The following is a 24,732-nucleotide window of genomic DNA, read 5'->3' on the forward strand; positions in this document are numbered from 1 at the left end:
GTCGCCGCCCAGGGCCGCCACGCCGCCCGCGCCGCCGGCCGCGCCGCCGCCGCCGCCCACGCTCTGGGCCAGGATCCCGTACGACAGGTCGCCATGGGTGACGATCCGGCCGTGGTTGTCGGCGTGCACGTCGCCGCCGATACCCGCCGCGTTCGAACCGCCCGCGAAGGCGCCGATGCCGCCCGCCGAGCCGCCCGAACCTGACAGACCGCCGATGCTCTGGGCCAGAATGCCGTTGGAGCTTTCGCCGAAGGTCTCCAGCAGGCCCTCGTTGACCACGCCCACGTGGCCGCCGGGGCCGCTGCCGCTGCCGCTGCCGCCCGAGCCGACCAGGCCCGCGCCGTAGCCGCCGTCGCCGCCCGCGCCGCCGGCGCTCTGGGCGAACAGGGCCGAGGACTGGTTGCCCTGGGTGGTCACCGTGCCGGTGCTGGTCAGGTCGACGCTGCCGCCGGCGCCGCCGTGGTCGCCGGACCCGCCCTCGCCATAGGCGCCATAGCCGTCGCCGCCGTCGCCGCCCGCGCCGGCCTTGCTCAGCGCCTGCACGCCCACGGCGTTGTTGCCGGTGGTCGAGATGTCGCCGTGCAGGGTCAGGTCCAGCGTGCCGCCGTCGCCGCCCGCGCCGCCGTCGCCGCCGAAGCCGACGGGAATAAAGGGCGGGATCAGGAAGCCGTCGCCGCCGTTGCCGCCGTTGCCGCCGTTGGCGGTGACGTTCACCGCCGGCCCGCCGGCCTTGTCGTAGTTGCTACCGAGCGTGAGGGTCAGCGAGCCGCCGCCGTTGCCGTTGTCGCCGTCGCCGCCCTGGGCGGGATAGGTGCCGCCGCCGCTGCCGCCGGAGCCGTCCTTGGTGTGGTTCACATAGTCGCCGGCCGCCGCGGGCATGGCGCCCAGCACGGCCGCGCCGATAGCGCCGGCGGCCAGGACCTTGCCCAGGCCCTTCAGCAGCTTGCGTGCCGAGGTCTCCAGGCGCGCGGCCTGGGCGCGGCTGCGCGTGTCGATGATCGGGACGACGTTCAGAGCGGTCGGTTCGGGCTTGTGGGCCGCCAGCACGGCCAGGGCCGCCAGGGCGTCGTGCAGGCGCAGCAGCAGCTTGGGCGGCAGGGCGCCGGGCGTTCCGAACGAGGTCGCCAGCAGATGGGCCACGGCGTCCTGGGTGGCCAGCAGTTCGGGCGCGGACGGACCGAAGCGTTCGCTCAGGGCGGCGGCGACGCGCGGATCCCGCGCCTCGCGGCTCCAGCGGTCGGCCAGTTGCTCCAGCCCCTCGGCGAACCGCGCCAGGCGATCAACGCGCGAGGTCCCCGCACCAGCGGCCGCAGCCGTGTTCGCCAACTTGCCCATAATCGTCTTCCCCCTCGGCGTGCCGCGGCCTTCGGCCCGTCACGCGCCCACAGCTTAGCTGCTTCCTAGGCTGAATCGGACGCTTTTCGCGCTCTGGGAGAACAAAGTTATATGTCCCATCGCGAGACATCCGACGACGCCTGTCGCCAGCGTTGCAATTTTCGGGAGATCGGCGGGATTGGAGCGGGCGATGGGAATCGAACCCACGACATTCTGCTTGGGAAGCAGACGCTCTACCTCTGAGCTACGCCCGCGAACGAAGGCGCGGCCCGCGTTGCGTGGGTGACTTAGCCGGTCTTCCCGGCGCGCTCAAGCCGCCGCGTCGGCAAATGTCAGGGTTTGGCGCCGACCGGCAGGCTCATCAGGAACGGCAGGCTGGCCGAGGCGATGGTCGAGCGCTTGCCGCCCTCGTGGATCACGGTGACCCGGCCCAGGCCCGGCGAGACCACGACCCCGACCATCTGGTCCACCCACGCGTGCAGGATGGCCCGGGCATGGGTCAGGGAGTCGCCCTCGACCGCAGCCACGCCCGAGGCCTCGACCTCCTCCTCCAGTCCGATCACGCGGTCGACGGCCTCGTCTCGTTCCTGGCTCATGGGAGTCTCCTGAAGTCTTCCGGCCGTCCGGTCCGATCTACTAACGGCCGCGCGTCGATGGCGTCCACGGATGGGCGCGCCGTAGCGCCGACATCGCCAAGGCGATCCCTCAGGCGCCGGCGGCCTGCTCCAGGGCCGTCGCCAGCTCGGCCAGGTCCTGATCCGAGAAACCCTTGCCGGCCTGGGCGTCGTCGTCGATGCGGCCCGCCAGGGCGCCCAGCGCGCCGTAGCCGAACATGCCGGCCGCCCCGGCGATGCGGTGGATCACTCGCGCCAGGTCCGGCGCGTCGGGATCCGCGCGGACCACGGCCAGGTCCTCGGCGCAGCGCGCGACGAACTTGGCCCGCAGCGCGGCGAGAGGATCGCTCATGCGCCCGCCATGATCGAGCGGACGTCGCTGGCCAGGGTCATGGGGTCGAACGGCTTGGTGATCACCCCCACCGCGCCCCGGGCCAGGAACGCCTCGCGCTCCTGCGGCAGGGCGCGGGCGGTGATGAAGATCGCCGGCGTGGCCTCCAGCCCCGCGATCTGCCGGATGCGGTCCAGGGTGGTGGGACCGTCCATGTCGGGCATCATCACGTCCAGCAGTATGACCTCCGGTCGCCACGGATCGGCGGCCAGGGCGGCCAGTGCGGCGGCGCCCGACGCGTGCGCCCGCAGCTCGATGCCCGGATCCAGCTCGAAGGCGAACGAGGCGACCTCGCGGATGTCGGGCTCGTCGTCGACATACATCAGCTTCAGCGGCGTCATGCGTCCTTCTCCACCGTTCCCAGGCCCGCCAGCCGCTGCACGCGGTCGCTGAGCTCGTCCAGCGTGGTGCGGGACTTGGTCAGGATCGCGTCCACCGAGGTCACCACCTGCTCGTCGTCGATGCTCTGGGCCGAGAACACGATGACGGGCACCGGCGCGCGGCCGCGCGGCTTGAGGTCGGGCAGCAGGTCCAGCCCCGATCCGTCGCCCAGGGCCACGTCCAGGATCGCCAGCTGGGGCGAGATGTCCTTCAGCAGGCGGCGGGCGGCTTTCAGGCTGTCGGCGGCCACCACCTCGCAATGGGCCTCCAGGGTGTCGGCCACCAGCTGGCGCACGTCGGGATCGTCTTCGACGTGCAGCACCAGCAGCCGCGTGTCGTCGCCCCGCCGGGCATTGGCCAGGGCGGCGTTGAGGCGGGCCACGTCCACGGGCTTCTGCAGCCAGTCCAGCACGTCCAGGCTCTGGGGCGTCTCCCCGACGTCGCCGGACACGATCAGCACCGGCAGGGCCCGGGTCTCCGGACGGGCCCGCAGGCGCTTGAGCAGGTCCAGGCCGTTGCCGTCGGGCAGGCGCAGGTCCAGCAGCAAGGCGCCGTAGGCGGCAGGCCGCGCCAGGGCGGCCTCGGCGGCGGCCAGGGTGCCCACCACGTCGGCGGCCAGGCCCAGCTCGGCGACCATCTCGCTCAGCACGGTGGCGGCGTCCGCGTCGTCTTCGCAGATCAGCACGCGCCGCGCCGGCGAAGCCGACGCCGTCGCCGCGCCGCCGTCCATCAGCGGCAGGTCGACATGGAAGGTCGCCCCCTCGCCCGGCGGCGAGTCGAACCAGATCCGCCCGCCGTGCCGTTCGACGATCTCGCGGCAGATGGCCAGGCCCAGTCCCGTACCGCCCAGGCGGCGGGTGTCGGAGCCGTCGGCCTGGGCGAATTTGGAGAAGATCCGTTCACGGAAGGCCTCGGGAACACCTGTCCCGTGGTCTCGCACGCTGAACCGCACCCGAGCCCCTTCGCGCGCGACGCGCAGCTCCACAATCCCGCCCCTGGGCGAGAACTTGGCGGCGTTGGAGATCAGATTCGTCGCCACCTGGGCCAGCCGGTCGGCGTCGCCGCGCACCATGGCGGCGCCGGGCGCCGACAGGATAAGCTTCACCCCCAGTTCGCCGGCCAGGCCCTGCATCGCCTCCAGCGCCTTGCGGGTCACCTCGACCATGTCCAGCGGCTCGAGATTGAAGGTCATCTGGCCGGACTCGATCTTCTCGACGTCCAGGATGTCGTTGATCAGCCGCACCAGCCGCTGGCTGTTGGAATGGGCGATGCCCACCAGGCGGGAGGCCCGCTCGGGCAAGGCGCCCGCCGCCCCGCCGACCAGGAGGCCCAGCGAGCCGGCGATCGAGGTCAGGGGCGTGCGCAGCTCGTGGCTGACGGTGGAGACGAACTCCGACTTCATCTGCTCGACACGGCGACGCTCGGTCATGTCGCGGACCGCGGCCACCACATAGGCGCCGCTAGCCAGGTCGAAGCGGCCCAGCGACACCTCGGCCGGAAAGGTCGAGCCGTCCTTGCGGCGCGCGGTGAACTCGCGCGTCAGCCCCTGGCGCAGGTCGCGTCCGCCGCCCAGCCGGTCCAGGAACAGCTGGTTGTCCTCGGGAATGTCGAACAGCAGCGCCGCGTCGCGGCCAGTGGTCTCTCCCGCCGCATAGCCGAACATCGCCAAGCCAGCGCGATTGACGCTCTCCACCGTGCCCGACCGGTTGAAGGTCAGGAGGCCGTCCTGGGCGCTGTCGAAGATGGCCGTCATCCGCGCGGCGGTGACCTCGAACCGCTCCAGCAGCTTCTGGCGTCCACGCCCTTGCAGCAGGATCAGGACGAAGGCCCCGAACAGCAGCAGACCCAGGGTGAGGAACAAGGTCAGGGTCAGGCGCTCGGTGTGGCGCGTGCGCTCGGCGTCGGCGGCGATGCGCTCGGCCAGGGCCTGGCTCTCGGCCTTGACCATCTGGGCCATGTGGACACGGATCTCGTCCATCATCCGCTTGCCCCGGCCCTCGCCGACCATCGCCTGAGCGGCGGCGGCGCCCAAGGTGTCGCGCGTCTCGATGCTGGCGCGCATATAGGCCAGCTTGGCGTCGATCTTGACGTCCAGCTGATCGAGTTCGGCCTGCGCCTCCGCCGAGGTGGACGAAGCACTGGTGAGATCGCCCAGCCGCAGGGTTCGCAGGCGCCGCCGCTCCTTGTCCAACGACTGCAAGGCGTTGGCGTAAGGCTCCAGGAAGCGCGGCTGGCCGGTGATGATGTAGCCGCGCTGACCGGTCTCGGCGTCCTGCATCAGCGAGAACACGGTCTGCATCTGCAGCCGCTCCTCGTAGGAGTGGTTCACGGCCGCCCGCAGCTCGCGGCCGCGATTGAACTCGCGGCCGATTTCCAGGGCGACGGTCAGCAGCAGGGCCGGCACGATCACCAGGCCGACGATGGCCGGCAGGATCAGTCCCTTGGAGGCGCGCTTCGTGCCGGACGAAAGGGTCGGCATCAGGAAGCTCCTCCGGCCAGCAGTTCGGCGATCTTGGTCAGGGCCTGGTCGGGGGTGAAGGGCTTCATCAGATAGGCGTTGGCTCCCGCGTTCAGGGCCAGGACGATGCGGTCCAGCCGCCCGCCGCCGGTCAGCATGATTACCGGCGTGGTCAGGCAGGCCTCGAGCCCACGCAGGCGCCCGACCAGCTCCACCCCGTCCACGCCCGGCATGCGCACATCGACCATGAACACCGCAGGCCGCGCGCCGCGCGCGGCCTGGACCACGGAGTCGGCGTCTCCGAAACCCGCGACGCGATAGCCCTCGCGCGCCAGGGCGCCCTGTAGGAATTCCAGGATCAGGGGATCGTCGTCGACCACGTAGACGACGGGCGCCGAATGCAGTGCGACCATCGTGTCTCCCCTGGCCGGCAAGGCCGGATTCGCACTCTGATACTCGCAGCGGCCGACCGGTCCCGTCCAGACACCGATGGTCGCACCTTCGTGATCCTAATGTCGGGAGCCTAACGGACCTTTCAGCCTTTCGCGGCATGGTGCGTCCGATCCACCCGCCGCGCCTTGGAAGAGCTTCGACCGTGTCCGCCTCCATCCTCGTCATCGACGACGATCCGCTGGTCAGCCAGTTCGTCGACCTGGTGCTGACCCAGGCCGGCCACAGCGTGTCGCTGGCCGGCACGCCGGAGACGGGGTTCAACGCGCTGAAGCAGACCCGGTGGGACCTGGTCCTGCTCGACATCCAGATGCCGGGCATGAACGGCATCCAGCTGCTGAAGATGCTGCGCCAGTACCAGAAGCTGAAGGTGCCGGTGATGATGATGACCGCGCGCGGCGACGTGGAGACCGTGCGCTCGGCCAGCCACGCCGGCGCCAACGGCTACATCGTCAAGCCGTTCACCCCCGAGAGCCTGCTGTCGCGGATCGAGGCGGTGCTGGGCAAGCGCGAGCGCGTCGCGCCGCCGCCTCCGCCGCCGCGCCCGGCCGCTAAGGCGCCCCGGCCCGCGGTCTACGAGATCGACTAGGCGGATCGACGTTCAGCCTCGAATGGCTCGACGCCTCCTTTTTCAGCCGTCATTCCCGCCCTTGTGGCGGGAACCCCTGGTTCAGCTCGCAAGTGAAATGCCTTGGCGCGCTGGCGCGCCACCCTCCCGCACCTGCGGCGGACAGAGGGGTTCCCGCCACAAGGGCGGGAATGACGGCAAGAAGGGGGAGTGGTTGAATGTCGGCACGCGCTAAGCCGCCGCCTACTCCACCCGCTCGGCCTTGATCCCCAACTTCTTCAGTTGGACCTGCACGCTGTCGGGACCGACCAGGTGCCCGGCGCCGACCGCCACGAAGCTGACGCCCGAACCGGCCAGCTTGGTCTTCAACTGGCCCGCCCAGTCGCGATTGCGGTCGGTCAGCAGCAGCTTGTAGACCTCCGGATAGTCGCGCCGCATCTCGTCGATCATCTGGGTTTCCAGCGCGGCCTGGTCGCCCGCGGCCCAGGCGTCGACCAAGGCGCCGACCTTGGCCGGCCCGTCGGCGACCTCGTCCAGGGTGGAGTCCAGCAGTTGGGCCTCCTGGTCGGGCGTCATGTCGGCGAAGAAGCGCATCTGCTGTTCGAAGGTCTCGAAGGCGGCGATGGGCTTGCCCGCCGCCTTGGCCTGGGCGGTCAGCTTCTTCTCGACGCCGCTTTCCGGGTCGTAGCCGGCCTTGAACAGCGGGACCAACGACACGGTGATGGACGCCAGCCACGGCCGCATGGCGTCCATGCCGGTCGGCGGAAGGCCCATGGCCTGGGCGGCCGCCTGGAGCTTGGCGTAGGTCTCGGGTTTCAGCTTGGCCGAGATCGGCGTGTCGCGGTCCAGGCCGTACTTCAGCATCAGGCCCTGCATGACGGCCTTGTCGTCGGGTTCGATGATCTCGGTGACCAGGTCGTCGGCCTCGGTGAAGGCCTTTTCGATCCTGGGCGAGCTCCACGCCGTCGTCGGCTTCAGCACGTGGATCGTGCCGAACAGGTAGATCGTGGAGTCCTTGTCCTTGATCACCCACAGGGCGGGCTCGGCCAGGACGGGGCTCGCCCCCGCCGCCAGCAGGACGACGAGGGCAAGAGCGAAGCGGCGGACGGACGCGAGCAGAATCATCATGGCTTCACTGTTCCGCCCGCGGGCCCGTCCGACAAGCGGCCTCTACTTCAGGAAGCTCTCCACCTCGGCGGCGAAAGCGGCCGGCTGGTCCAGCATGATGAAGTGCAGCGAGCCGTCGATGCGCTTGACCTTGGCCGAGGCCATCGGGGCGTAGGCGCCGGTGTAGATCGCGTCGAAGGCCGACTGGGGCGCGCCGGTGGTCTCGTCCCACGGATACAGCATGACGGTGGGCGTCTTGATCGCCGCGATCTCGCCGCGCAGGTCGGTGATCAGGTCGTCATAGAGGGCGCGGCCGGTGACCGAGGGGTTGGAGGCGATGGCCGCCTCGGTGGCGGCCTTCAGGCCGGCGGGCGACTTGACCATGCTGGCCATGATGCGGGTCTCGCCGGCCGCCCACTGTTCGGGCGTCGACTTTTCGGCCATGTCGCGCATGGCGGCGGCCTGGGGCCGGACGCCCTCGACCGTGGCCTGGGGCGAGAACACAACCGCGTAGAACGGCAGGCTGTCGACCACCATCAGCCGGCCGACATCCTCGGGATGCTGGCGGGCCAGCATCAGGCCCATCAGCCCGCCCATGGAGTGACCGATCACCGCCGGCGACTTCAGCCTGGCCGACTTGATGTAGCCGTCGAGCGCGTCGACCGTGGGCTGGATCACCGGCCCCTCGGCGTTGGCGCCGACCGGGGTCCCGGCGAAGCCCGCCACCTGGATCACGTGCAGGCGGTAGCGGCCTCGCAGCTGCTTGACGGTGTCGTCCCAGACGGCGGCCGACGAGGCCAGGCCCGGGATCAGGATCACGTCGGGCCCCTGCCCGCTCACCGCGACGGTGAAGCGCGGGGCGGCGGCCGAGGGAACCGCGACGGGCTCGGCGGCGTGGGCGGGGCGCAGCACGGCGGCGGCGGTGACGGCGGTGACGACGCAGGCAAAGGCGGCGCGCGCCAGGAAGCGGCGGACGGTCATGGTGGTCTCCGGGTTTGAAGGTGGGTGGCGGACGAGCCCGAGAGGGCTCAGGCCTCGTCCTGAAAGATGCTTTCGATCGACAGGCCGAACAGGCGGGCGATCTTGAAGGCCAGCGGCAGGCTGGGGTCGTACTTGCCTGTCTCCAGGGCGTTGATGGTCTGGCGCGAGACGTCCAGGCGCTCGGCCAGGTCGGCCTGGCTCCAGTCCCGTTCGGCCCGCAGGACCTTGAGGCGATTTTTCACGGCGCCCTCCGGTCAGCGATAGCGGCGGGCGATCAGGGTCTGGGCGATCCCCATGAACACCGCGAAGATCGGCACCATCGCCCAGGTCGGCACGTGGGGGACCTTGTCGAAGGTCTCCAGGAAACCCCAGATCGTGGCGACGCTCAGCGTGCCGGCCGCGCCCCAGAGCAGGCTCTGGATCAGGGTGGTGCGGGCGAACTCGTCGGTCTCCTCGGCCAGGTAGAAGCCCATGGTGGCGATGGCGCCCAGCACGCCCAGCGACGGGGCCAGCGCGATGAGATAGCCCCAGGGGCCGTCGGCGTATCCCTGTCGGCCCAGCGACACCGCCGTCACCAGCAGCACGACATAGGCGCTCATCGAGACGCCGAACCGGAACAGGTAGCGGCGCATGGGCGGACGGATCGTCTCGCGTCGGAACAGCCGGTTGGACAGCAGGGCGAAGGCCAGCGACGCGGCCACCGTGCCCAGCCCCCCGACATAGGCCCAGACGCCGCCCTGAGTGCCGATCCAGACCGACAAGGCGATGGCCAGGATGAAGGCCGCGAACAGACCCAGCTTCTTGAGGCGCCCAGCCGGCGCGGTGTCGCTCGTCATGACAAGCCTCCTCGTCTTTGTGACAAGGATACTTGTCTTATTAAGACACGATCATGTCAAGCAAGCTTGTCAAATTATCAAGGAGAGAAGACAGCGGGCTCGGTCAGGCGGCCTTGCGGAAAGGTGCGGCCTCCAGGACGTCGGCCTGGTTCAGGTGCACGGCCTTGGCCGAGACCAGGCCCAGGGCGCGGGCCAGCCGACCTTCCCCACGCTCGCGCAGGATGGTCCAGCCGTAGCGCGAGAAGCGGTCGTCGTAGTCGGCCCAGCGGATGATCCGGCCGTGCTCGTCGCAACGCCAGACGGCCTTGTCGCAGCCGGGGATCGGCGCGGCCCGGTTCCAAATCTCGACCCGCTTGGCGTGGGTGGAATAGGTCCCGCCGAAGAGTGCGCTCATGGTCGAAAGGCTCCGCTTCGTCGGCGACTCGGTGAGTCGTTTCGCCGACCAAGGGAAACTAGCACTGGTGGAAGGACGTTTGCGGCCACACCACATCTAGTGCGACAGCGTGCCGCGCGACCGATTGGCCAGTCACAGCATGACCGAACGCCGGTCCTTGTCCAGAGCGATGACGAGGTCGGCCCGGGCGGGCAGTTCGGCGGCGATGTGGCGGGTCAGGCGCTCGTAGTGCTGGACAAAGTCGGCCACCTCGGCGTCGCTCATCGCGCCCTCGCGCCCCTCGGCGGCCAGGCGCGCGCGCAGCTTGGCCTCCTGCTCCAGCCGCCAGGCCAGGACGGTCTCGAAGTCGGGGGCGGTGAACAGGACCAGCAGGTCCAGCCGGGCGAACAGGGCGCGGTAGGGACCGGCCAGGGCGGCGTTGACGTAGGATCGCCAGGCGCCGTCGGGGTCGCGCTCCTTCTCAAGCGTGTTGATCGGCGTCGCCAGGGCCTCGGGCGGCTGTGGTCGCGCGCCCAGGCACCAGCCTTCCAGCAGCACCACGTCGACCGGCCCCTCGACCACCGGCCAGGTCTCGGACGAAGCCCGATCATCGGCGGCCTTGTCGAAACGCGGAAGCGCCGTCGCCCCCTCCCCGGCCAGGCCGTCCAACACCGACAGGCCCAGGGCCACGTCGTGCGTGCCGGGCACGCCGCGCGTGCGCAGCAGCGGATGAACGTCGCGGGCCAGGGCCTCGCGTTCGGCGCGGGTCAGGTAGAGGTCGTCCAGCGACAGGGTCGCCACCGTCAGCCCCTGGGCCTCCAGCAGCCGCGCCACCACGCGCACCGTCGTGGTCTTGCCCGAGCCCTGCGGCCCGCAGATCCCGACAACGAAGGCCGGTCCCATGGCCACCGCCGCGATCCGCGCGGCCAGCGGCGCATGCAGCCGCTCGATCTCGGCGGCGAAGCCGGCGGGAAGGTTTTCGGCGCGGAGAAAGTGGGAGAGCCAGTCTGGATCGATCATGCCTGCCCCCTTCCTTCTCCCCTTGCGGGAGAAGGTGTCAGCGAAGCTGACGGATGAGGGGTCGCACGGCGGCGATGCTGCGGACAAGCCCATCCTGACAGGTTTGAGAGACCCCTCATCCGGCGCTGCGCGCCACCTTCTCCCGCAAGGGGAGAAGGATCAGGTCACTATTGCACCCGCCGCACCTTGAACCCGCGCGCGGCCATCAGGGCCGGCAGGCCGTCCTCGCCCGCCATGTGCAGGGCGCCGACGGCGACCAGCTCGACGCCGGGCTTGTCCATCTCGGCGCTCAGAGCCTGCGCCCAGGCGGCGTTGCGGCGCTTGAGCAGGGTGTCGTACAGCGCCGGCCGGTCGCGCTTCATCACGTCCACCACCAGCGGGCCGAGCTTCTCCATGTCGCCATGCAGCCAGGCCGCCTCCAGCGCCACGCCGTTGCGGGGCGGCGACAGGGTCTCGGCGGCGACGTCGTCCAGGTACTGCACCTCGACCGCCTCGGGCAGGTCGGCGAACAGGCGGATCTGCTGCTCCAGGGTCTCGAAGGTGGCGATGGGCTTTTCGGCCGCGCGCGCCTGGCGGGTGACCGTGGCGTCGGCCCCGGCCGAGACGCTGGCGCCCTGCTGTGTCATGGGCAGCACCGACAGCATCATCGCCGCCGCCCAGGGCCGCAGGCGGTCCACGCGGTCCAGCGAGCCGCCGTCGCGCTCCAGCGCCGCCTTCAGCGTGGCCACGGTGCGCGGCGGCAGCTTCTCGGTCAGGGAGCGGTCGGGATCCACGCCATAGCGGTCAACCAGGGCCCGGACCTCGGCGGGATCGGCGTCGGCGCGGGTCTCGAACCAGACCTTGTCGGCCCGGGCATAGGCGCGATCGAAGGCCCGGGTGCGCCACTTGGCCTTGGGCTGCAGCACGTGCATCGTGCCGAAGAGGTAGATGGTGGTGTCCTTGTCGCGCACTTCCCACAGGGCCGGGGCGGCGTTCGCCACCGTGGCGCAGGCCAGCATGCAGACCGCCAGACCGACGGCCAACAGCCCGCGATACGCGCCCGAACTCGACACCACGTCCCCCGACGTCTGGACTCAACAGACGGTCAGGTTACGGACGCAGCGGTTAAGCCGGGAAGAGCGCGGTGTTGCGACCTAACGCCACGCCTTGAAGTGCTTGGACAGCTTCAGCCCCTGGCGCTGGTAGTGCGAGCCGCCCTCGCCATAGAGGCGGTCGGGCCGCGCGGTCAGGGGTTCGTAGACCAGGCGGGCCACGATCTGGCCGTCCTCCAGCAGGAATGGCGTCTCGTGACTGCGCACCTCCAGCACGCCCTTGGAGCCGACAGCCCCGGCCTCTTCCGTGCCGAAACCCGGATCGAAGAAGCCGGCGTAGTGCACCCGGAACTCGCCCACCGACGGATCGATCGGCGTCATCTCGGCGGCTTCCAGCACCGGGATCTCGACGTCGTCCTTGGAGGCCAGGATGTAGAACTCGCCCGGATCCAGCAGCAGCTCGCCGTGGCGGGTCTCCAGCGGCTCCCAGAAGTCGCGCGGATCGTGGCCGTCCTCGTGGTCCAGGTCGACGACGCCGGCGTGACGGCGGCCGCGGAAGCCGACGATGCCGCCCTCGCCCGGCGTAAGGTCCACGCCCACGCTTTTGATCGCCAGTTTGGCCGGATCGCCGCGCTTGAGGCGCAGCTGGTTCAGCCGCGTGCCGGCCCGCACCAGCACCGAGAAGGTCTGGGGCGCGATCTCGATATAGAGGGGGCCTTCATAGCCGCTCTCGATGTCGTCGAAGGCCTTGGAGTGGTCGCTGAGCAGACGCACGAACACGTCCACCCGACCGGTCGAGCTCTTGGGATTGCCGCGCGCGGCTACGTTGCCCGGCAGGCTGAGGCGCTCCTGGATTTCGGCGATGTAGACGCAGCCCTTCTCCAGCACCGCGCCCTTCGTCAGGTCCAGCTCGTGCATGGCCACGTCCTTGAGGCGGTCGGGCACGCGACGCGCCACGCCCGGCAGGAACGAGGCGCGCACCCGCCAGCACCGCGCGCCCAGGCGCAGGTCCAGGCTGGCCGGTTGCACCTGGTCGGTGTCGAACGGGGTCTGCGAGGTGATCGCTTCTTGCGCGATCAGGTCCTCGATCGATTGGCAGGGCAGAATCCCTGCGGCATGGGCGTCGGTCATCGGGGCGACACTCGCTAAAGCGCCGCGCCGAAGCAAGCCACGAACACAGAAAGCGGAACTAGTGGTGGGCTTTCTTGCCCGCCTGATGGCCGGACAGCAGATAGATCCCCGCCCCCACCCCGAACAGGGTCGTGGCTTCGGTCAGGGTGCTGATCGGATGAAACTCGACCGGCAGAAACGACAGCACGCGATCCGACAGGATCAGAAGCAGGATGTTCAGCGCCCCGAAGATGGCCAGGATGGCGGCGAACACACGAAACACTCCAGTCAGCGACATTGGCGGTCTCCCCAATCCCGGCCCCGTCTCCGACCGTCGGCGGGCCGAGCCGTACGCTTAAGGTTAACGGCGCCGTTTTGGTTCCCACGCGTTCGCGCGACGGCCGAACTTCGCGCAAGTCCGTGCAACGTCACGCGATTGTCGGCTTGACCGCCCCCCTCCGATACCCTTCATACCGGCCTTTTCGACAGTGGGCGTGAGGACAGGCCGTGGCCGAGGATCCGAAAGACTGGGACGTTGCGACGAAGCTGATCCGTGGCGGTCTGGCGCGCTCGCAACACATGGAGACGGCCGAAGCCCTCTACCTGACCCAGGGTTTCACCTATGACAGCGCCGAGGGCGCCGACCGCCGGTTCGGCGGCGAGGACCCGGGCTTCGTCTATTCGCGGTTCAACAACCCGACCGTGAAGATGTTCGAGGACCGCCTGGCCCTGCTCGAAGGCGCGGAAGTCTGCCGCGCCCAGGCCACTGGCATGGCCTCGATCCACATGGCCCTGATGGGCCTTGTCCGCGCCGGCGACCACGTGGTGGCCGGCCGCGCCCTGTTCGGCTCGTGCCGCTGGCTGGTGGCCGAGTGGCTGCCGCGCTTCGGCGTGGAGACCACCTTCGTCGACGCCACCGATCCCAAGGCCTGGGAAGCGGCGATCCGCCCCAACACCAAGGCCGTGCTGATCGAGACCCCGTCCAACCCGGTGCTGGAGATCACCGATATCCGCGCGGTGTCGGAAATGGCCCACGCCGTCGGCGCCAAGGTCATCGTCGACAACGTCTTCGCCACCCCGATCTTCCAGCAGCCGCTGAAGCTGGGCGCCGACATCGTGGTCTATTCGGCCACCAAGCACATCGACGGCCAGGGCCGGGTGCTAGGCGGGGCCATCCTGACCAGCGAAGCGATCAACGAGGAATGCTACCGCGACGCCCTGCGCCACACCGGCCCGTCGCTGTCGCCGTTCAACGCCTGGGTCCTGGTCAAGGGCCTGGAGACGCTGGACCTGCGCGTGCGCCGCCAGACCGACACCGCCGCGGCCCTCGCCGACGTGGTGGCTGAGCACAAGGCGGTCAAGCAGGTGCTCTACCCCTTCCGCGCCGACCACCCAGGCCACAACGTCGCCAAATCGCAGATGAGCGGCGGCGGCACCGTGCTGGCCCTGGACCTCGGCTCGCGTGAGGCCGCGTTCAAGTTCCTGAACGCCCTGGAGATCGTCGACATCTCCAACAATCTGGGTGACGCCAAGTCGATGGCCACCCACCCGCCGACCACCACCCACCGCTCGGTGCCCGAAGAGATGCGCCCGTCGCTGGGCGTGGTCGAGGGCGGCGTGCGCCTGTCGGTGGGGCTGGAAAGCCTGGCGGACCTGACCCGGGACGTGACGCGTGCGCTCGACCAGGCGTGAAACCTCCCCGCCGCTGAAGCGGATCCGCCGGCGTCGCGGCGCCGATGCGGGCATCTACGAGGCGCGCACGCGCGACATCGTCGTGCGCGTCTCCACCGTCTACCAGCCCGAGGACTCCGCGCCCGAGGAGGGCCTGTGGATGTGGGGCTATACGGTCGAGATCGAGAACCATGGCGTGGAGACCGTGCAACTGGTCTCGCGCTACTGGACCATCACCGACGGCCTGAACCGCGCCACCGAGGTCGAGGGCTCGGGCGTGGTGGGCGAGCAGCCGGAACTGCGGCCCCGCGAGGCGTTCCGCTACGTCTCCAACTGCCCCCTGCCCACGCCGACGGGCTCGATGGTCGGCCACTTCCAGATGATGACCGAGGCCGGCGAGACCTTCGAGGCGCTAATCCCGGAGTTCTCGCTGCACCTGCCGGGCGCGGCAAGAAGGGTGAACTGAAGCTCCATCCATCGCTTTGCTCGCAAGCGACCGCGCGGCGTTCAGCGTCTTGACCCGCTTAAATCTACATATATCGTAATAGGCGATGAACAAGCGCAATCGCCGCCCTTCTCCTCAGATGACGACGCTGCTCCAGGTCCTGGCGGCCAGCGCGCCACAGGTGCGTCATGGCTATGATCTGATGACCGAGACGGGCCTTCAGTCCGGCACGCTCTATCCCCTGCTGATGCGTATGGCCGATCAGGGCCTTGTCGAAGCCGAATGGCAGGCGCCGTCAAAGCCAGGACGTCCAGCGCGCCACGGTTACCGCCTTACGCCCGCGGGCGCGCGGTTGGCGGCGTCGCTGCTCGCCGCCGAGCCCGGCGCCAATGGAGCGTCTCCCGCATGGGCCTGACCGAGTCCCTAGCCCGGTGGCTCGTCAACTTCGCCACGCGCCGACTGCCCGACGGCTGCGCGGACTGGGGTCTGGCCATGCGCGTGGAGTATGAGGAAGCCTGTGAGGGCGGGCGAGGCCTGCCCTTCGCGTTCGGCTGCGCGGTGACGGTGGTGCGAGCGCATCTGGCCCAACCGACCGATGGGTTGGCCATTGGTCGAGCGGGGCTGGTGTCCATCACCCTGCTCCCGCTGGCGGTTTTCCATCTCGGCTGCGCCTACGGCGGCTTCCGCTTCGCGCTCGGCGGAGCCGACCATTTCCATGCCGCCCTGCTGGCCGGGAGCCAGGCGCAGCGGCAGATCGCCGTCGCCTACGCGCAGTCCGCGCCGCTTCTGGGCGGTCTGCTGATCTTGCTGGCCGGCGCCCATCTTGCGGCCGCTTGGCATCTGGTGGCGTTGCGGCCACGCCCAGCGCTTGGGGCCATGGGCGCCGGGCTGCTGACGTCGATCGCGCTCGCGGCCTCGATCCTGGAGATCATGCCCGACTGGAAGGGCGTGTGCGTGCAGTTCGCCGGCTTCGGCGTCGAGGTGGTTCTGCTGGCCTTGTTCATGGTCTCGGCCGCCCTACGGCGAACCCCGATGAAAGGAGCCTTTCGATGATGATGCTTCTGGCGACGGCGCTGCTGGCCGCAACGACACCATCGCCCGATGGCGCGCGCCTGAGCGCGGGCGAGCAATGTTTCACGATCACGCGCGGCGGATCACCGATGGGCCTGACCTGGCAAGCCATCCGTCCCACTCGCACGAGCGGAAGAGCCACATGGGACATCGTCATTCACCAGCGCATGAGCGACGGCCGTTTCGACATGCGCGACCATTTCGTGGTCGATCGCAAGACGCTGCGTCCTGTCAGCCTGGAAAGTGTAAGGGGCGTCGATCCCAGTGGCCCGGGCTGGCGCCGTGTCACGCTCCGATACGCCACCGACCGCGTGACCGGCACGAAGGAGACCAAGGACGGCGCGGTGACGATCGACACGCCCCTCGACCACGCGGTTTGGGACGGCAATCTCTGGGGCTTTACCTTCGCCGCCATGCCCCTGCGCGACGGCGCCCGTCTGTCGCTGCCCTTCTGGCAATACGACAAGGGCTTCGGCGCGTTCACCGTGAACGTGGTTGGCCGCGAGCAGACCGACACCCCCAGCGGCCCCGTTGACGCTTGGGTTCTGGACGCCGGCGACGATCCCGCCGCCCTGGTCCGCTACGTGGTCGCGGTCGAACGTCCGAACGAGATCGCCTATTCGGCCGGACCGTTCGGGCAGAGGCTGGGCGGCGACTGCGCCGCGCTGGCGGGTAACGGCGCCTCGACCGCCCGCTCCCCTGGATCGCCATAGGCTTGACCGACGAACGCCCTGAACGCTCAGGGCGCGCTCGACCTCTCTTTCCCAAATCCGAGCCCGCCGCGCGCGGTTCTCGCACCGGAGATCAACATGGCCGTGACCGGAATCGGTGGCTTCTTCTTTCGCTCTCGCGACCCCGAGGCGCTTCGCGCCTGGTATGTTCAACACCTGGGCGTAGGATCGACCCCCTATGGCGCGTGGGACACCCAGGCCGGACCCAGCGTCTTTTCACCCTTCCCGGCCGACAGCGACTATTTCGCGACGGACCGTCCATGGATGCTCAATCTGCGCGTCGATGATCTCGACCCGCTCTGCGAGCGACTCCACGCGGCGAAGATCGAGGTTCGCACCGATCCGGCTTGGGACATGCCGGGTATCGGGCGCTTCGTTCGCATCGCCGACCCGGAAGGCAATCCCATCGAACTTTGGCAGCCCGAGCCATAGACCTAAGCAGCGAACGCGACAGTCGTGCGCGAGCAGCGCACGACGTCGCCCTCACCCCGCCGCCGGCGGCGGCAGCGCATAGACCCGCGAGCAGTATTCGCAGGTGACGTGGATCTTGCCGTCGGGCTCGACCATGTCGGCCACTTCCTCGGCCGAGAACGAGTCCAGCACCGTGGCGATGCGGTCTTCCGAGCAGCGGCAGAAGGCGCGCAGGGGCTTTTCCTCGGTCAGCCGCACGCCGTCCTCGTTGAACAGGCGCCACAGCAGGGTGGTGGTCGGCAGGCTGGGATCGAGCAGTTCGTCCTCGCCGGTGGTCTCGAAGAACGCCTGGGCGTGGCGCCAGGCCTCCTGGGTCTCGCCCCGGCTCTCGTCGCCCGCGATCGACTGGATCAGTATGCCGCCCGCGCGCCACTTGGCGCCCTCGCCCGCGTCGGCCTGGCCGACGGCCAGCCGCACGCGCGTGGGCGTCTGTTCGGACTGGGCGAAGTACTGCTCGGCGCACAGGGCCAGGGTCTCGCCCTCGATGGGGGTGATGCCCTGATAGCGGTCCATGTCGGCCCCTTGGTCGACGGTCATCACGAAGGTGCCGCCGCCCAACAGGGTCTTGGCGCCCGGACGCGCGAAGCCTTCCGAAATGGCCGCGACCTCCTCGGGATCGAAGCGGCAATAGCCGCGCAGGCCGCCGGTGGTGTCGTAATCGACCACGACATAGCGCACCGCGCCGTCGCCCTGGGCCTGGATGATCAGGCGCCCTTCGAACTTCAGGCTGGAGCCGACCAGGGCCGCCAGGGCGCAGGCCTCGCCCAGCAGGTTGGCGACGGGCTCGGGATAGTCGTGGCGGGTCAGCACTTCGTCGACCGCGGCGCCCAGGCGCACGATGCGGCCGCGCACGGGCAGGCCTTCGATCTGGAAGGCGGAAACGAGGTCGTCGGGCGCGCCCTCGACGACGGTGTTGGCGGTGATGTCGGTCATGGGGCGGTTAAATAGTCGCTCGTGGCGAAAATGCGAGCCCCCGCGCCACGGAGCCGCGTTCGGGCGGCTTTCATCAAACGGCGATTGACCCGGCGCACAGCCCAAGGCTGTATTGAGCCGTAGCCTTGGAGCGCTCATGCTTACCCGACGCCGTCTCGCCGCCAGCGCCCTGGCCCTGCCCTTTCTCCAGGCCCTGACCGGCGTCGCCCGCGCGGCGACCGCGCCGATCGTGGCTCCGATCCGGGTTTCCGGAAACCGCGTGCTCATCGACGGGATGGTGAACGGCAAGGGTCCGTTCCAGTTCGCGATCGACACCGGCGCCGTCGTCAGCGGCATGCGCAACGAGGTCATCGCCCCGCTGAACCTGCCCAAGCTTCGGGACGTGCGGCTGAACGGCAAGACCTTCCCGCTCTACGCCGTCCAGGACCTGCAGCTGGGCGGGGCGGTGCGGCAGAGCGCGGCCCTGTTCGGCCTGGAGGGCGAGCGGCTGGGCGCCGACGGCCTGCTGGCCTCGGGCATGGTCACCGCCTTCGACAGCGAGCTGGACTTCGACGTCGGCGAATGGCGCGTCTTCCCCGGCGGCCCGCCCGACCGCGCCGGCTTCACGCGGCTGGACTCGCAGATCCGCGACGAGCAGGGCAGCAACGGCACGCCCCGCATCTATGCCGACGTCGAACTGGCCGGCGAGACCCGCGAGGTGGTGTTCGACACCGGCGCGCCCTGGGCGATGAACCTGGACTATCCCACCGGCCGCAAGCTGGGCCTGTGGAGCGACAAGACGCCCTACGCGCCGATCCGCGTCAGCGGGATCCAGGGCATGCTGCCGGGCGTCTGCCGCCTGGTCCGCCTGCCCCGGCTGAAGATCGGTCCGGCGACCTACGAGGCGCCGCTGGTCGTGATCCGCCCGCCGGACACGCCCGGCAACAAGGACATCGTCGGCCTGGCGGTGCTGCGGACCCTGAACCTGTCGTTCGACAAGGCCAGCAAGGCCGTGTGGGTCAAGCGCAACGGCCTGGAGGTCCCGCAGCAGCCCTACAGCCTGGCCGGCTTCTGGCTGGAGGCCGACAAGGGCAAGGTCGAGGTGGTCGATGTCGGCGTCGGCGGCCCGGCGGCGACGGCCGGGATCCGTAAGGGCGACGTGATCGAGGGCGCAGCCACGATCCGCGACGCGCTGAAGCTGGTGGCCGGCCCTGCCGGAACCTCGGCCACCTTGCCCCTGCGGCGCGGCGGCGAGACCCTGAGCGCCAGCCTGACCCTGACGGCCTATCTCTAGCTAGTCGGCGATCGGCTTTTCGATCTCGTAGACCACGTCTTCCAGCTTGGCGCGGAACAGGGTCTGGGCGTCCTGGACGCCCTGATTGTAGTAGTACGGCCCCATCTGCTCGGAGATGAACTCCAGCAGGAAGCCGGCCTCCAGGAGGCTGGCCTCGCAGTCCAGCTCCTTGCTCAGATAGCGCGACAGCTTGTAGGCCAGGGCCTCGCGGACGGGCTTGTCGAATTCGATCCTGGCCATGCCGGTCCCTCTAGCCGATGGCCCCGAAGCACCAGGCCAGCACCGACTTCTGGGCGTGGATGCGGTTCTCCGCCTCGTCCCAGGCCAGCGAGCGCGGACCGTCCAGGACGCTGTCGGTGACCTCCTCGCCCCGGTGGGCCGGCAGGCAGTGCAGGAAGACGCCGTCGGGGGCCGACAGGTCCATCAGGGCGTCGTCGACCTGATAGGGCTCCAGAGCCGCCAGACGCTCGTCGTGATCGGTGTCGCCCATCGACACCCAGGTGTCGGCCACCACCACGTCGGCGCCGCGCACGGCTTCGCGCGGGTCGTCGGTCATGACGATCTGGCCCTGCAGCTCCTGGGCGCGGGCCAGGTCCACCAGGTCGGGGTGATAGACCGCCGGACAGGCGATGTTCAGCTTGAAGCCCAGCAGCGGCGCGGCGTGGATGAAGCTGGAGCAGACGTTGTTGCCGTCGCCCACCCAGGCGATGGTCTTGCCGCCGATGTCGCCGCGATGTTCCTCGATGGTCAGGAGGTCGGCCATGATCTGGCAGGGGTGGCTCTTGTCGGTCAGGCCGTTGATCACCGGCACGGTCGAGACCTGGGCGAAGCGCTCGACGTCGGCGTGGTTGTTGGCGCGGATCATCACCGCGTCCACCATGCGCGACAGCACCTTGGCGGTGTCCTCGATGGTCTCGCCGCGGCCCAGCTGCATGTCGTTGGAGGTCGAGATGATGCCGCTGCCGCCCAGCTGGCGGATCGCCGCGTCGAACGAGAAGCGGGTGCGGGTCGAGTTCTTCTGGAAGATCATCGCCAGTACGCGGTCGGCGGCGGGCGCGTCGGCGTCCACGCGGCCCTTGGGCCAGCCGGCGCGGGCGGCCTTGCGGGCCTTGGCGTCTTCCAGCATCAGGCGCAGCGTGGCGCCGTCCAGCTTCCACAGGTCGATGAAGTGCCTGGGTTCGGTCATTGCAAATCCCCCTGCCCGCCCGCCCCGGCGCGCGCCGGAACGAGCGGTTTCATTAGGTGGCCTAAGGCCTTAGCCGGCCTTTTGCGCCCGAGCGGCCTCGCAGGCCTTCTCGAGCTTGGCGATGGCTTCCGAAGCTTCCTCGATGGTGAGGTTCAGCGGCGGCAGCAGGCGCACGCAGTTGTCGCCGCCGCCGGCCACCAGCAGCTTCTCGTCGCGGGCCAGGACCATGAACTCGCGATTGTTCGGGATCAGCTTGATCCCGATCAGGAAGCCCTTGCCGCGGATGTCGACGATGACGTCCGGGAAGCGATCCTTCAGGCCGTTCAGCTGCTGGACGAAGTAGCCGGCCACCTGCTTGACGTTGTCCAGGATCTCGTCGGTGTTGATCGTGTCGAACGCCGCCTTGCCCACGGCCATGGCCAGCGGGTTGCCGCCGAAGGTCGAGCCGTGGACGCCCACGGTCATGCCCTTGGCCGCCTCGTTAGTGGCCAGGCACGCGCCGACCGGGAAGCCGCCGCCCAGGGCTTTCGCCACGCACATGATGTCGGGCGCGGCGTCGCTGGCCCACTCGTAGGCGAACAGCTTGCCGGTCCGGCCCATGCCGCACTGGACCTCGTCATAGATCAGCAGCACGCCGGCCTCGCGGGTCAGGCGGCGCAGTTCGTTCAGGTCTTCCACGCTCATGGCGCGGGCCCCGCCCTCGCCCTGCACGGGCTCGATGATCACGGCGGCCGTGGTCGGCTTGGCGACGGCTTCCTTGATGGCGTCGAAGTCACCGAAGGTCAGCTGGGTGTAGCCCGGCAGGCGCGGACCGAAGCCCTCGACATAGCTCGGGTTGCCCGCCGCATTGACCGCCGCGTACGAGCGGCCGTGGAACGAGCCGTCGAAGCCGAAGATCTCGACGCGTTCCGGCTGGCCGTTGGCGGTGTGGAACTTGCGGGCGGTCTTCAGGGCGCACTCGATCGCCTCGGTGCCCGAATTGGTGAAGAACACCACGTCGGCGAAGCTGTTGGCGCACAGCGTGTCGGCCAGCTCCTCCTGCTCGGGGATCCGGTAGATGTTGGAGACGTGCCAGAGCTTCTCGCCCTGGGTCTTCAACGCCTCGACCAGCACGGGATGGGCGTGGCCCAGGCCGTCGGTGGCGATGCCCGCCACGCAGTCCAGGTACTCTTCGCCGGTGGTCGAGAACAGGCGCGCGCCTCGGCCTCGCTCGAACGCCAGCGGGGCGCGGTTGTAGACGCCCATGATGTGGTGTTGCTGCGAGGGATTTGACGACGTCGCGGTGCTCAAGACCGACCTCCCAAAAAGGAAAGAAGCCCCCGTGCTGAAAGCGCGGGGACCGGAAGGCTGAGCGTTGTCGGCGCGTAACCCCGTCGTGTCAACAAATCGCCCGTGAATTTTGAGTGTCGGAGGCCACCTCGGCTAACAACTTTTGGGATTCGGACTCCACCGAAGGCATTGACCAACCAAGAACATTATGGGAACAATAATTCCACCTTGACCAATTCCGATCCGTCACACGGAGGAGTGGAAGCCAATGGAAAAAGAAACAGGCCGCTTTGAGTATCGAAGCGGGGATGGAGAGACATATCTCGTCATTGAGATTCAGGAGTTTAGATCCTATCAGCCTCTTGAAGGATCAGCTCAATGGATAAAGGGCCTGAAGCGTTTGGAGCTTGAAGATGGCTCGCCCGTGAACTTTCTCGATGCTGCGCGATGTGAGATCGTAGAATCTGGTGAAATTATTCACCGAATTTAGTTCGATTATAACTGGGGCGAGAAGAAAATTGTTCATGAGGCAAGCATGAAGCTCTTCGCCCCCGCCCTGCTGGCCCTGACGTTGCTGGCTGGATGCGCCACCGCGCCGCCCGCGCCCACCGGCCCGTCCAGCGCCGCCGTCACCGGCCAGGTGGTCTGGCGCGAGCGGATCATGCTGCCGCCCCAGACCAAGGTGATCGTGCGCCTGCAGGACGTCAGCCTGGCCGACGCCTCCGCCCGCGTGATCGCCGAGGCCGTGATCCCGGCCCAGACCCCGCCGGTCGCCTTCTCGCTGGGCTACGACCCCGCCACGATCCCGGCCTCGGCCCGCGTTGCGGTCTCGGCGCGGGTCGAGGTGGACGGCCGGCTGCGGTTCATCAACGACGAGCATATCGCGGTGATCAACGGCGGCCCGACGAAGGACGTGACGGTGCTGGTCAAGGGCGTCGCGCAGTAGCGGCGCCCACGGCTGGGGACACACGCATGCGTGTGTCCCCGACCAGCGATCCTAGCTCTTCAGCCGGTACCCGGTCCGGAATAGCGCCCAGCACCACAGGAACAGCCCCACCGACAGGCCGGCCGTAACCGCCACGCCGATGGCCACCGAGCCGTCGGCGTGGCCGATGAAGCCGTAGCGGAAGCCGTCGATCAGGTAGAAGAACGGGTTGAAGTGGCTGGCCGAGCGGAACGGCTCGGGCAGTTTGTCGACCAGGTAGAAGGTGCCCGACAGGAAGGTCATGGGCATGATCACGAAGTTGGTCACCGCCGCCAGCTGGTCGAACTTCTCCGACCACAGGCCCGCCAGCACGCCGGCCAGGCCCAGGATGATCGAGGCGCCGACCGCGAAATAGACGATGGCCCACAGGTGGGCGAACGACAGGCCCGCGCCCGGCAGCACGCCGATCACCAGGGCGGTCACCGCCCCGACCACGATGCCGCGCGTCGCAGCGCCCAGGCCGAACGCCGCCACCTGCTCCAGCGGCGACAGCGGCGGGGTCAGGAAGTCCGGCGTCAGCCCCATCATCTTGGCCTGGATCAGCGAGGACGAGGCGTTGGCGAAGGCGTTGTTGAGGATGGCCATCATGATCAGGCCCGGAGCCACGAAATGGCCGAAGGTCACCCCGCCCACCGCCGGGCGGCTGGCGCCCACGGCGACCACGAACACCAGCATGTAGAGCAGGGTCGTCACCACCGGGGCGGCCACGGTCTGGGTGCCCACCTTCCAGAAGCGGCGGATCTCGCGCTGATAGAGGGTGAAGAACCCGCTCCAGTTCCAGCCGTGATAGTCGCGCGGCTGCGGGGGGATGACGGTTCCCGTCACGTCTTTCATGGGCCTGGAATCCTGGAGTTCCTGCTCGAACTGCCTGCGCATGTGCGCCCGAGGCGGTTCCAGCGCAAGCGGCGCTCCGACAGAATCAATATCTTGTTTCTGTGGACAGACCGAATGGCGCCTATTGTGTGTTTTAACGTATTCTTTACACTATCTGGTAGGCGAGCGGCCGGCGGGGCCGAGCGCACACCAGATGTAGAGGCCGAGGCGAGTCGGGGAAACCCGTTTCGGACTCTTTTTTAGGCGGAGATGGGCAATGAGCTGGACTGACGAACGGGTCACCACCTTGAAGAAGCTCTGGCTGGATGGGCTTTCCGCCAGTCAGATCGCCAAACAGCTGGGCGGCGTCACGCGCAACGCCGTCATCGGCAAGGTTCACCGGCTGGGCCTGTCGGGCCGCGCCGCGCCTTCGCAGCCCGCGCGTCCGGCCTTCAAGGCCCCGCGTCCGGCGCGTCCGGCCGCCACCACCATGCCCTCGGCGCCGCGCCGGGTGATCGCCGCCGAGCCGGCGGCCCTCCCGGCCGTGGCCCAGCAGCCGTCGGTCCCGGCGTTCCGCGCCGAGGAGCCGGGCTCGGCCACCGTGCTGACCCTGGGCGCCCACATGTGCAAGTGGCCGATCGGCGATCCGTCGACCGACGGCTTCACCTTCTGCGGCCGCCGCTCGTCGGAAGGCGCGCCCTACTGCGTCGAACACGCCCGGGTGGCCTATCAGCCCCAGCAGACCAAGAAGAAGGCCGGCGCCACCGAACTGGCCCGCTCGCTGCGCCGCTACATCTAAGCGCGCCGAAACGTCGGAAAACCTGAAGATCCCGGGCGGTCGAAAGATCGCCCGGGATTTTTGCGTCTGGGGATGACGTTCCACGGCCGGGGACATGCACTTGTGCGTGTCCCCAAAGGCTTCTGCTGGGCATGACGATCCGACGCCGTGGGTGAAGGTGGGGACACGCACGAGTGCATGTCCCCGGCTCAGGGCGGACTATGCCGCTGAAATCGCTCGGCTAAATCTTTATTCCCCGCACCCACTCAGACCGGCCGTATCCTGTAATCACCTCGCCGCAGGGAAAGGGCGCATGGCCAGCGACCGATGCGGCGGCGGGGGGCGATCGAGCGGGAAGCTCTGTCGACGTCTTCTTCGGAGGACTACCTTGCGTCTCTGGTGCCGGTCGGGCCTCGAAAATAAACGACGTGACGCGAAGGGTCGATTGAGC

The 24,732-nt window shown here is 69.0% G+C and carries 30 protein-coding genes, 1 tRNA gene and 1 pseudogene; 11 read left to right on the top strand and 21 right to left on the bottom strand.

Annotated features, from left to right (window positions below; all coding sequences use genetic code 11):
* The 7 genes and pseudogenes from AC07OA_RS10505 to AC07OA_RS10535 form a co-directional block, all read right to left on the bottom strand.
* A pseudogene (locus AC07OA_RS10505) lies at positions 1 to 1,335 on the bottom strand (hypothetical protein); the annotation flags it as partial.
* 179 nt (positions 1,336 to 1,514) lie between these two features.
* Positions 1,515 to 1,589, bottom strand: a tRNA-Gly gene (locus tag AC07OA_RS10510).
* 78 nt (positions 1,590 to 1,667) lie between these two features.
* The gene (locus AC07OA_RS10515; protein WP_494663753.1) at positions 1,668 to 1,931 is read right to left on the bottom strand and encodes a hypothetical protein; all 264 of its coding nucleotides are present in this window, start codon (positions 1,929 to 1,931) and stop codon (positions 1,668 to 1,670) included.
* 109 nt (positions 1,932 to 2,040) lie between these two features.
* Complete coding sequence (locus tag AC07OA_RS10520; protein ID WP_494663754.1) at positions 2,041 to 2,301, bottom strand: Hpt domain-containing protein; 261 nt, start codon at positions 2,299 to 2,301, stop codon at positions 2,041 to 2,043.
* Positions 2,298 to 2,681 carry a response regulator gene (locus AC07OA_RS10525; protein WP_494663755.1) on the bottom strand — a complete coding sequence of 128 codons (384 nt, stop codon included), beginning with the start codon at positions 2,679 to 2,681 and terminating at the stop codon, positions 2,298 to 2,300. Before AC07OA_RS10525 ends, AC07OA_RS10520 begins: the two co-directional genes overlap by 4 nt.
* A complete protein-coding gene (locus AC07OA_RS10530; protein ID WP_494663756.1) occupies positions 2,678 to 5,200 on the bottom strand; it encodes an ATP-binding protein in 2,523 nt (840 codons plus the stop codon). Before AC07OA_RS10530 ends, AC07OA_RS10525 begins: the two co-directional genes overlap by 4 nt.
* Positions 5,200 to 5,592 carry a response regulator transcription factor gene (locus AC07OA_RS10535; protein ID WP_494663757.1) on the bottom strand — a complete coding sequence of 131 codons (393 nt, stop codon included), beginning with the start codon at positions 5,590 to 5,592 and terminating at the stop codon, positions 5,200 to 5,202. Before AC07OA_RS10535 ends, AC07OA_RS10530 begins: the two co-directional genes overlap by 1 nt.
* A gap of 182 nt (positions 5,593 to 5,774) precedes the next feature.
* Between AC07OA_RS10535 and AC07OA_RS10540 the strand changes: the two genes are divergently transcribed.
* Positions 5,775 to 6,218, top strand: a complete 444-nt coding sequence (locus AC07OA_RS10540; RefSeq protein WP_494663758.1) for a response regulator transcription factor — start codon at positions 5,775 to 5,777, stop codon at positions 6,216 to 6,218.
* 222 nt (positions 6,219 to 6,440) lie between these two features.
* Here the strand turns inward: AC07OA_RS10540 and AC07OA_RS10545 are convergent, their stop codons facing one another.
* The 9 genes from AC07OA_RS10545 to AC07OA_RS10585 all read right to left on the bottom strand — a co-directional run bounded on the left by AC07OA_RS10545 (position 6,441) and on the right by AC07OA_RS10585 (position 12,953).
* Positions 6,441 to 7,325, bottom strand: coding sequence for a TraB/GumN family protein (locus AC07OA_RS10545; RefSeq protein ID WP_494663759.1), 885 nt, complete (start codon positions 7,323 to 7,325; stop codon positions 6,441 to 6,443).
* A 42-nt stretch (positions 7,326 to 7,367) separates the two neighbouring features.
* Entirely contained in the window at positions 7,368 to 8,285 is a 918-nt protein-coding gene (locus tag AC07OA_RS10550; RefSeq protein WP_494663760.1) for an alpha/beta fold hydrolase, read from the bottom strand.
* Between the two features lie 47 nt (positions 8,286 to 8,332).
* On the bottom strand, positions 8,333 to 8,527 hold the full coding sequence (locus tag AC07OA_RS10555) for a helix-turn-helix transcriptional regulator (RefSeq protein WP_494663761.1): 195 nt from the start codon (positions 8,525 to 8,527) through the stop codon (positions 8,333 to 8,335).
* A 12-nt stretch (positions 8,528 to 8,539) separates the two neighbouring features.
* Positions 8,540 to 9,121 carry a hypothetical protein gene (locus AC07OA_RS10560; protein WP_494663762.1) on the bottom strand — a complete coding sequence of 194 codons (582 nt, stop codon included), beginning with the start codon at positions 9,119 to 9,121 and terminating at the stop codon, positions 8,540 to 8,542.
* A 103-nt stretch (positions 9,122 to 9,224) separates the two neighbouring features.
* Positions 9,225 to 9,515, bottom strand: coding sequence for a hypothetical protein (locus tag AC07OA_RS10565; protein ID WP_494663763.1), 291 nt, complete (start codon positions 9,513 to 9,515; stop codon positions 9,225 to 9,227).
* Between the two features lie 132 nt (positions 9,516 to 9,647).
* Positions 9,648 to 10,514 (bottom strand): kinase, encoded by an 867-nt coding sequence (locus AC07OA_RS10570; protein WP_494663764.1) that lies wholly within the window; start codon positions 10,512 to 10,514, stop codon positions 9,648 to 9,650.
* A 167-nt stretch (positions 10,515 to 10,681) separates the two neighbouring features.
* A complete protein-coding gene (locus tag AC07OA_RS10575) occupies positions 10,682 to 11,566 on the bottom strand; it encodes a TraB/GumN family protein (protein WP_494663765.1) in 885 nt (294 codons plus the stop codon).
* Between the two features lie 81 nt (positions 11,567 to 11,647).
* Positions 11,648 to 12,676: a 2'-deoxycytidine 5'-triphosphate deaminase gene (locus AC07OA_RS10580; protein WP_494663766.1), complete on the bottom strand. Its 1,029-nt coding sequence runs from the start codon at positions 12,674 to 12,676 to the stop codon at positions 11,648 to 11,650.
* A gap of 58 nt (positions 12,677 to 12,734) precedes the next feature.
* On the bottom strand, positions 12,735 to 12,953 hold the full coding sequence (locus tag AC07OA_RS10585; RefSeq protein ID WP_494663767.1) for a hypothetical protein: 219 nt from the start codon (positions 12,951 to 12,953) through the stop codon (positions 12,735 to 12,737).
* 209 nt (positions 12,954 to 13,162) lie between these two features.
* Between AC07OA_RS10585 and metZ the strand changes: the two genes are divergently transcribed.
* The 6 genes from metZ (at position 13,163) to AC07OA_RS10615 (ending at position 17,005) form a co-directional block, all read left to right on the top strand.
* The gene (gene metZ / locus AC07OA_RS10590) at positions 13,163 to 14,347 is read left to right on the top strand and encodes an O-succinylhomoserine sulfhydrylase (protein WP_494663768.1); all 1,185 of its coding nucleotides are present in this window, start codon (positions 13,163 to 13,165) and stop codon (positions 14,345 to 14,347) included.
* Positions 14,328 to 14,792 carry a Co2+/Mg2+ efflux facilitator ApaG/CorD gene (gene apaG / locus AC07OA_RS10595; protein WP_494663769.1) on the top strand — a complete coding sequence of 155 codons (465 nt, stop codon included), beginning with the start codon at positions 14,328 to 14,330 and terminating at the stop codon, positions 14,790 to 14,792. Before metZ ends, apaG begins: the two co-directional genes overlap by 20 nt.
* A gap of 85 nt (positions 14,793 to 14,877) precedes the next feature.
* Positions 14,878 to 15,186 carry a PadR family transcriptional regulator gene (locus AC07OA_RS10600; protein WP_494663770.1) on the top strand — a complete coding sequence of 103 codons (309 nt, stop codon included), beginning with the start codon at positions 14,878 to 14,880 and terminating at the stop codon, positions 15,184 to 15,186.
* Positions 15,177 to 15,824 carry a hypothetical protein gene (locus tag AC07OA_RS10605; RefSeq protein ID WP_494663771.1) on the top strand — a complete coding sequence of 216 codons (648 nt, stop codon included), beginning with the start codon at positions 15,177 to 15,179 and terminating at the stop codon, positions 15,822 to 15,824. Before AC07OA_RS10600 ends, AC07OA_RS10605 begins: the two co-directional genes overlap by 10 nt.
* Positions 15,821 to 16,555 carry a DUF3108 domain-containing protein gene (locus AC07OA_RS10610; RefSeq protein ID WP_494663772.1) on the top strand — a complete coding sequence of 245 codons (735 nt, stop codon included), beginning with the start codon at positions 15,821 to 15,823 and terminating at the stop codon, positions 16,553 to 16,555. Before AC07OA_RS10605 ends, AC07OA_RS10610 begins: the two co-directional genes overlap by 4 nt.
* Before the next feature lie 96 nt (positions 16,556 to 16,651).
* Positions 16,652 to 17,005, top strand: a complete 354-nt coding sequence (locus AC07OA_RS10615; RefSeq protein WP_494663773.1) for a VOC family protein — start codon at positions 16,652 to 16,654, stop codon at positions 17,003 to 17,005.
* Positions 17,006 to 17,056: 51 nt separating this feature from the next.
* Here AC07OA_RS10615 and AC07OA_RS10620 read toward each other — a convergent pair whose 3' ends face one another.
* The gene (locus AC07OA_RS10620) at positions 17,057 to 17,977 is read right to left on the bottom strand and encodes an Hsp33 family molecular chaperone (protein WP_494663774.1); all 921 of its coding nucleotides are present in this window, start codon (positions 17,975 to 17,977) and stop codon (positions 17,057 to 17,059) included.
* Positions 17,978 to 18,113: 136 nt separating this feature from the next.
* Here AC07OA_RS10620 and AC07OA_RS10625 point away from each other — a divergent pair, with 136 nt between their 5' ends.
* Positions 18,114 to 19,250, top strand: coding sequence for a pepsin/retropepsin-like aspartic protease family protein (locus AC07OA_RS10625; protein WP_494663775.1), 1,137 nt, complete (start codon positions 18,114 to 18,116; stop codon positions 19,248 to 19,250).
* On the opposite strand, the gene AC07OA_RS10630 is transcribed toward AC07OA_RS10625, so the two are convergent.
* From AC07OA_RS10630 to AC07OA_RS10640, 3 genes are all read right to left on the bottom strand, one after another.
* Entirely contained in the window at positions 19,251 to 19,490 is a 240-nt protein-coding gene (locus tag AC07OA_RS10630) for a DUF2164 domain-containing protein (RefSeq protein ID WP_494663776.1), read from the bottom strand.
* Positions 19,491 to 19,500: 10 nt separating this feature from the next.
* Positions 19,501 to 20,436 (bottom strand): ornithine carbamoyltransferase, encoded by a 936-nt coding sequence (gene argF, locus AC07OA_RS10635; protein WP_494663777.1) that lies wholly within the window; start codon positions 20,434 to 20,436, stop codon positions 19,501 to 19,503.
* A 69-nt stretch (positions 20,437 to 20,505) separates the two neighbouring features.
* On the bottom strand, positions 20,506 to 21,726 hold the full coding sequence (locus tag AC07OA_RS10640; protein WP_494663778.1) for an aspartate aminotransferase family protein: 1,221 nt from the start codon (positions 21,724 to 21,726) through the stop codon (positions 20,506 to 20,508).
* Positions 21,727 to 21,973: 247 nt separating this feature from the next.
* Between AC07OA_RS10640 and AC07OA_RS10645 the strand changes: the two genes are divergently transcribed.
* Positions 21,974 to 22,195, top strand: coding sequence for a hypothetical protein (locus AC07OA_RS10645; protein ID WP_494663779.1), 222 nt, complete (start codon positions 21,974 to 21,976; stop codon positions 22,193 to 22,195).
* A 45-nt stretch (positions 22,196 to 22,240) separates the two neighbouring features.
* Complete coding sequence (locus AC07OA_RS10650) at positions 22,241 to 22,651, top strand: YbaY family lipoprotein (RefSeq protein WP_494663780.1); 411 nt, start codon at positions 22,241 to 22,243, stop codon at positions 22,649 to 22,651.
* Between the two features lie 51 nt (positions 22,652 to 22,702).
* On the opposite strand, the gene AC07OA_RS10655 is transcribed toward AC07OA_RS10650, so the two are convergent.
* On the bottom strand, positions 22,703 to 23,524 hold the full coding sequence (locus AC07OA_RS10655) for an ABC transporter permease (protein ID WP_494663781.1): 822 nt from the start codon (positions 23,522 to 23,524) through the stop codon (positions 22,703 to 22,705).
* 256 nt (positions 23,525 to 23,780) lie between these two features.
* Here AC07OA_RS10655 and gcrA point away from each other — a divergent pair, with 256 nt between their 5' ends.
* On the top strand, positions 23,781 to 24,302 hold the full coding sequence (gene gcrA / locus AC07OA_RS10660; protein WP_494663782.1) for a cell cycle sigma 70 cofactor GcrA: 522 nt from the start codon (positions 23,781 to 23,783) through the stop codon (positions 24,300 to 24,302).
* Positions 24,303 to 24,732: the final 430 nt, after the last annotated feature.

Source organism: Caulobacter sp. GW821-FHT09B08 (assembly GCF_059418225.1).

Excerpts from the sequence above, each read along its gene's own strand:
- AC07OA_RS10645 (WP_494663779.1), top strand. The coding sequence starts at position 21,974 with ATGGAAAAAGAAACAGGCCGCTTTGAGTATCGAAGCGGGGATGGAGAG.
- AC07OA_RS10550 (WP_494663760.1), bottom strand. The coding sequence starts at position 8,285 with ATGACCGTCCGCCGCTTCCTGGCGCGCGCCGCCTTTGCCTGCGTCGTC.
- AC07OA_RS10560 (WP_494663762.1), bottom strand. The coding sequence starts at position 9,121 with ATGACGAGCGACACCGCGCCGGCTGGGCGCCTCAAGAAGCTGGGTCTG.
- AC07OA_RS10655 (WP_494663781.1), bottom strand. The coding sequence starts at position 23,524 with ATGAAAGACGTGACGGGAACCGTCATCCCCCCGCAGCCGCGCGACTAT.
- AC07OA_RS10580 (WP_494663766.1), bottom strand. The coding sequence starts at position 12,676 with ATGACCGACGCCCATGCCGCAGGGATTCTGCCCTGCCAATCGATCGAG.
- AC07OA_RS10520 (WP_494663754.1), bottom strand. The coding sequence starts at position 2,301 with ATGAGCGATCCTCTCGCCGCGCTGCGGGCCAAGTTCGTCGCGCGCTGC.
- AC07OA_RS10610 (WP_494663772.1), top strand. The coding sequence starts at position 15,821 with ATGATGATGCTTCTGGCGACGGCGCTGCTGGCCGCAACGACACCATCG.
- AC07OA_RS10620 (WP_494663774.1), bottom strand. The coding sequence starts at position 17,977 with ATGACCGACATCACCGCCAACACCGTCGTCGAGGGCGCGCCCGACGAC.
- AC07OA_RS10565 (WP_494663763.1), bottom strand. The coding sequence starts at position 9,515 with ATGAGCGCACTCTTCGGCGGGACCTATTCCACCCACGCCAAGCGGGTC.
- AC07OA_RS10650 (WP_494663780.1), top strand. The coding sequence starts at position 22,241 with ATGAAGCTCTTCGCCCCCGCCCTGCTGGCCCTGACGTTGCTGGCTGGA.
- argF (WP_494663777.1), bottom strand. The coding sequence starts at position 20,436 with ATGACCGAACCCAGGCACTTCATCGACCTGTGGAAGCTGGACGGCGCC.
- gcrA (WP_494663782.1), top strand. The coding sequence starts at position 23,781 with ATGAGCTGGACTGACGAACGGGTCACCACCTTGAAGAAGCTCTGGCTG.
- AC07OA_RS10605 (WP_494663771.1), top strand. The coding sequence starts at position 15,177 with ATGGGCCTGACCGAGTCCCTAGCCCGGTGGCTCGTCAACTTCGCCACG.
- AC07OA_RS10545 (WP_494663759.1), bottom strand. The coding sequence starts at position 7,325 with ATGATGATTCTGCTCGCGTCCGTCCGCCGCTTCGCTCTTGCCCTCGTC.
- AC07OA_RS10515 (WP_494663753.1), bottom strand. The coding sequence starts at position 1,931 with ATGAGCCAGGAACGAGACGAGGCCGTCGACCGCGTGATCGGACTGGAG.
- AC07OA_RS10625 (WP_494663775.1), top strand. The coding sequence starts at position 18,114 with ATGCTTACCCGACGCCGTCTCGCCGCCAGCGCCCTGGCCCTGCCCTTT.
- AC07OA_RS10615 (WP_494663773.1), top strand. The coding sequence starts at position 16,652 with ATGGCCGTGACCGGAATCGGTGGCTTCTTCTTTCGCTCTCGCGACCCC.
- AC07OA_RS10630 (WP_494663776.1), bottom strand. The coding sequence starts at position 19,490 with ATGGCCAGGATCGAATTCGACAAGCCCGTCCGCGAGGCCCTGGCCTAC.
- AC07OA_RS10585 (WP_494663767.1), bottom strand. The coding sequence starts at position 12,953 with ATGTCGCTGACTGGAGTGTTTCGTGTGTTCGCCGCCATCCTGGCCATC.
- AC07OA_RS10570 (WP_494663764.1), bottom strand. The coding sequence starts at position 10,514 with ATGATCGATCCAGACTGGCTCTCCCACTTTCTCCGCGCCGAAAACCTT.
- AC07OA_RS10535 (WP_494663757.1), bottom strand. The coding sequence starts at position 5,592 with ATGGTCGCACTGCATTCGGCGCCCGTCGTCTACGTGGTCGACGACGAT.
- AC07OA_RS10525 (WP_494663755.1), bottom strand. The coding sequence starts at position 2,681 with ATGACGCCGCTGAAGCTGATGTATGTCGACGACGAGCCCGACATCCGC.
- AC07OA_RS10530 (WP_494663756.1), bottom strand. The coding sequence starts at position 5,200 with ATGCCGACCCTTTCGTCCGGCACGAAGCGCGCCTCCAAGGGACTGATC.
- AC07OA_RS10600 (WP_494663770.1), top strand. The coding sequence starts at position 14,878 with ATGAACAAGCGCAATCGCCGCCCTTCTCCTCAGATGACGACGCTGCTC.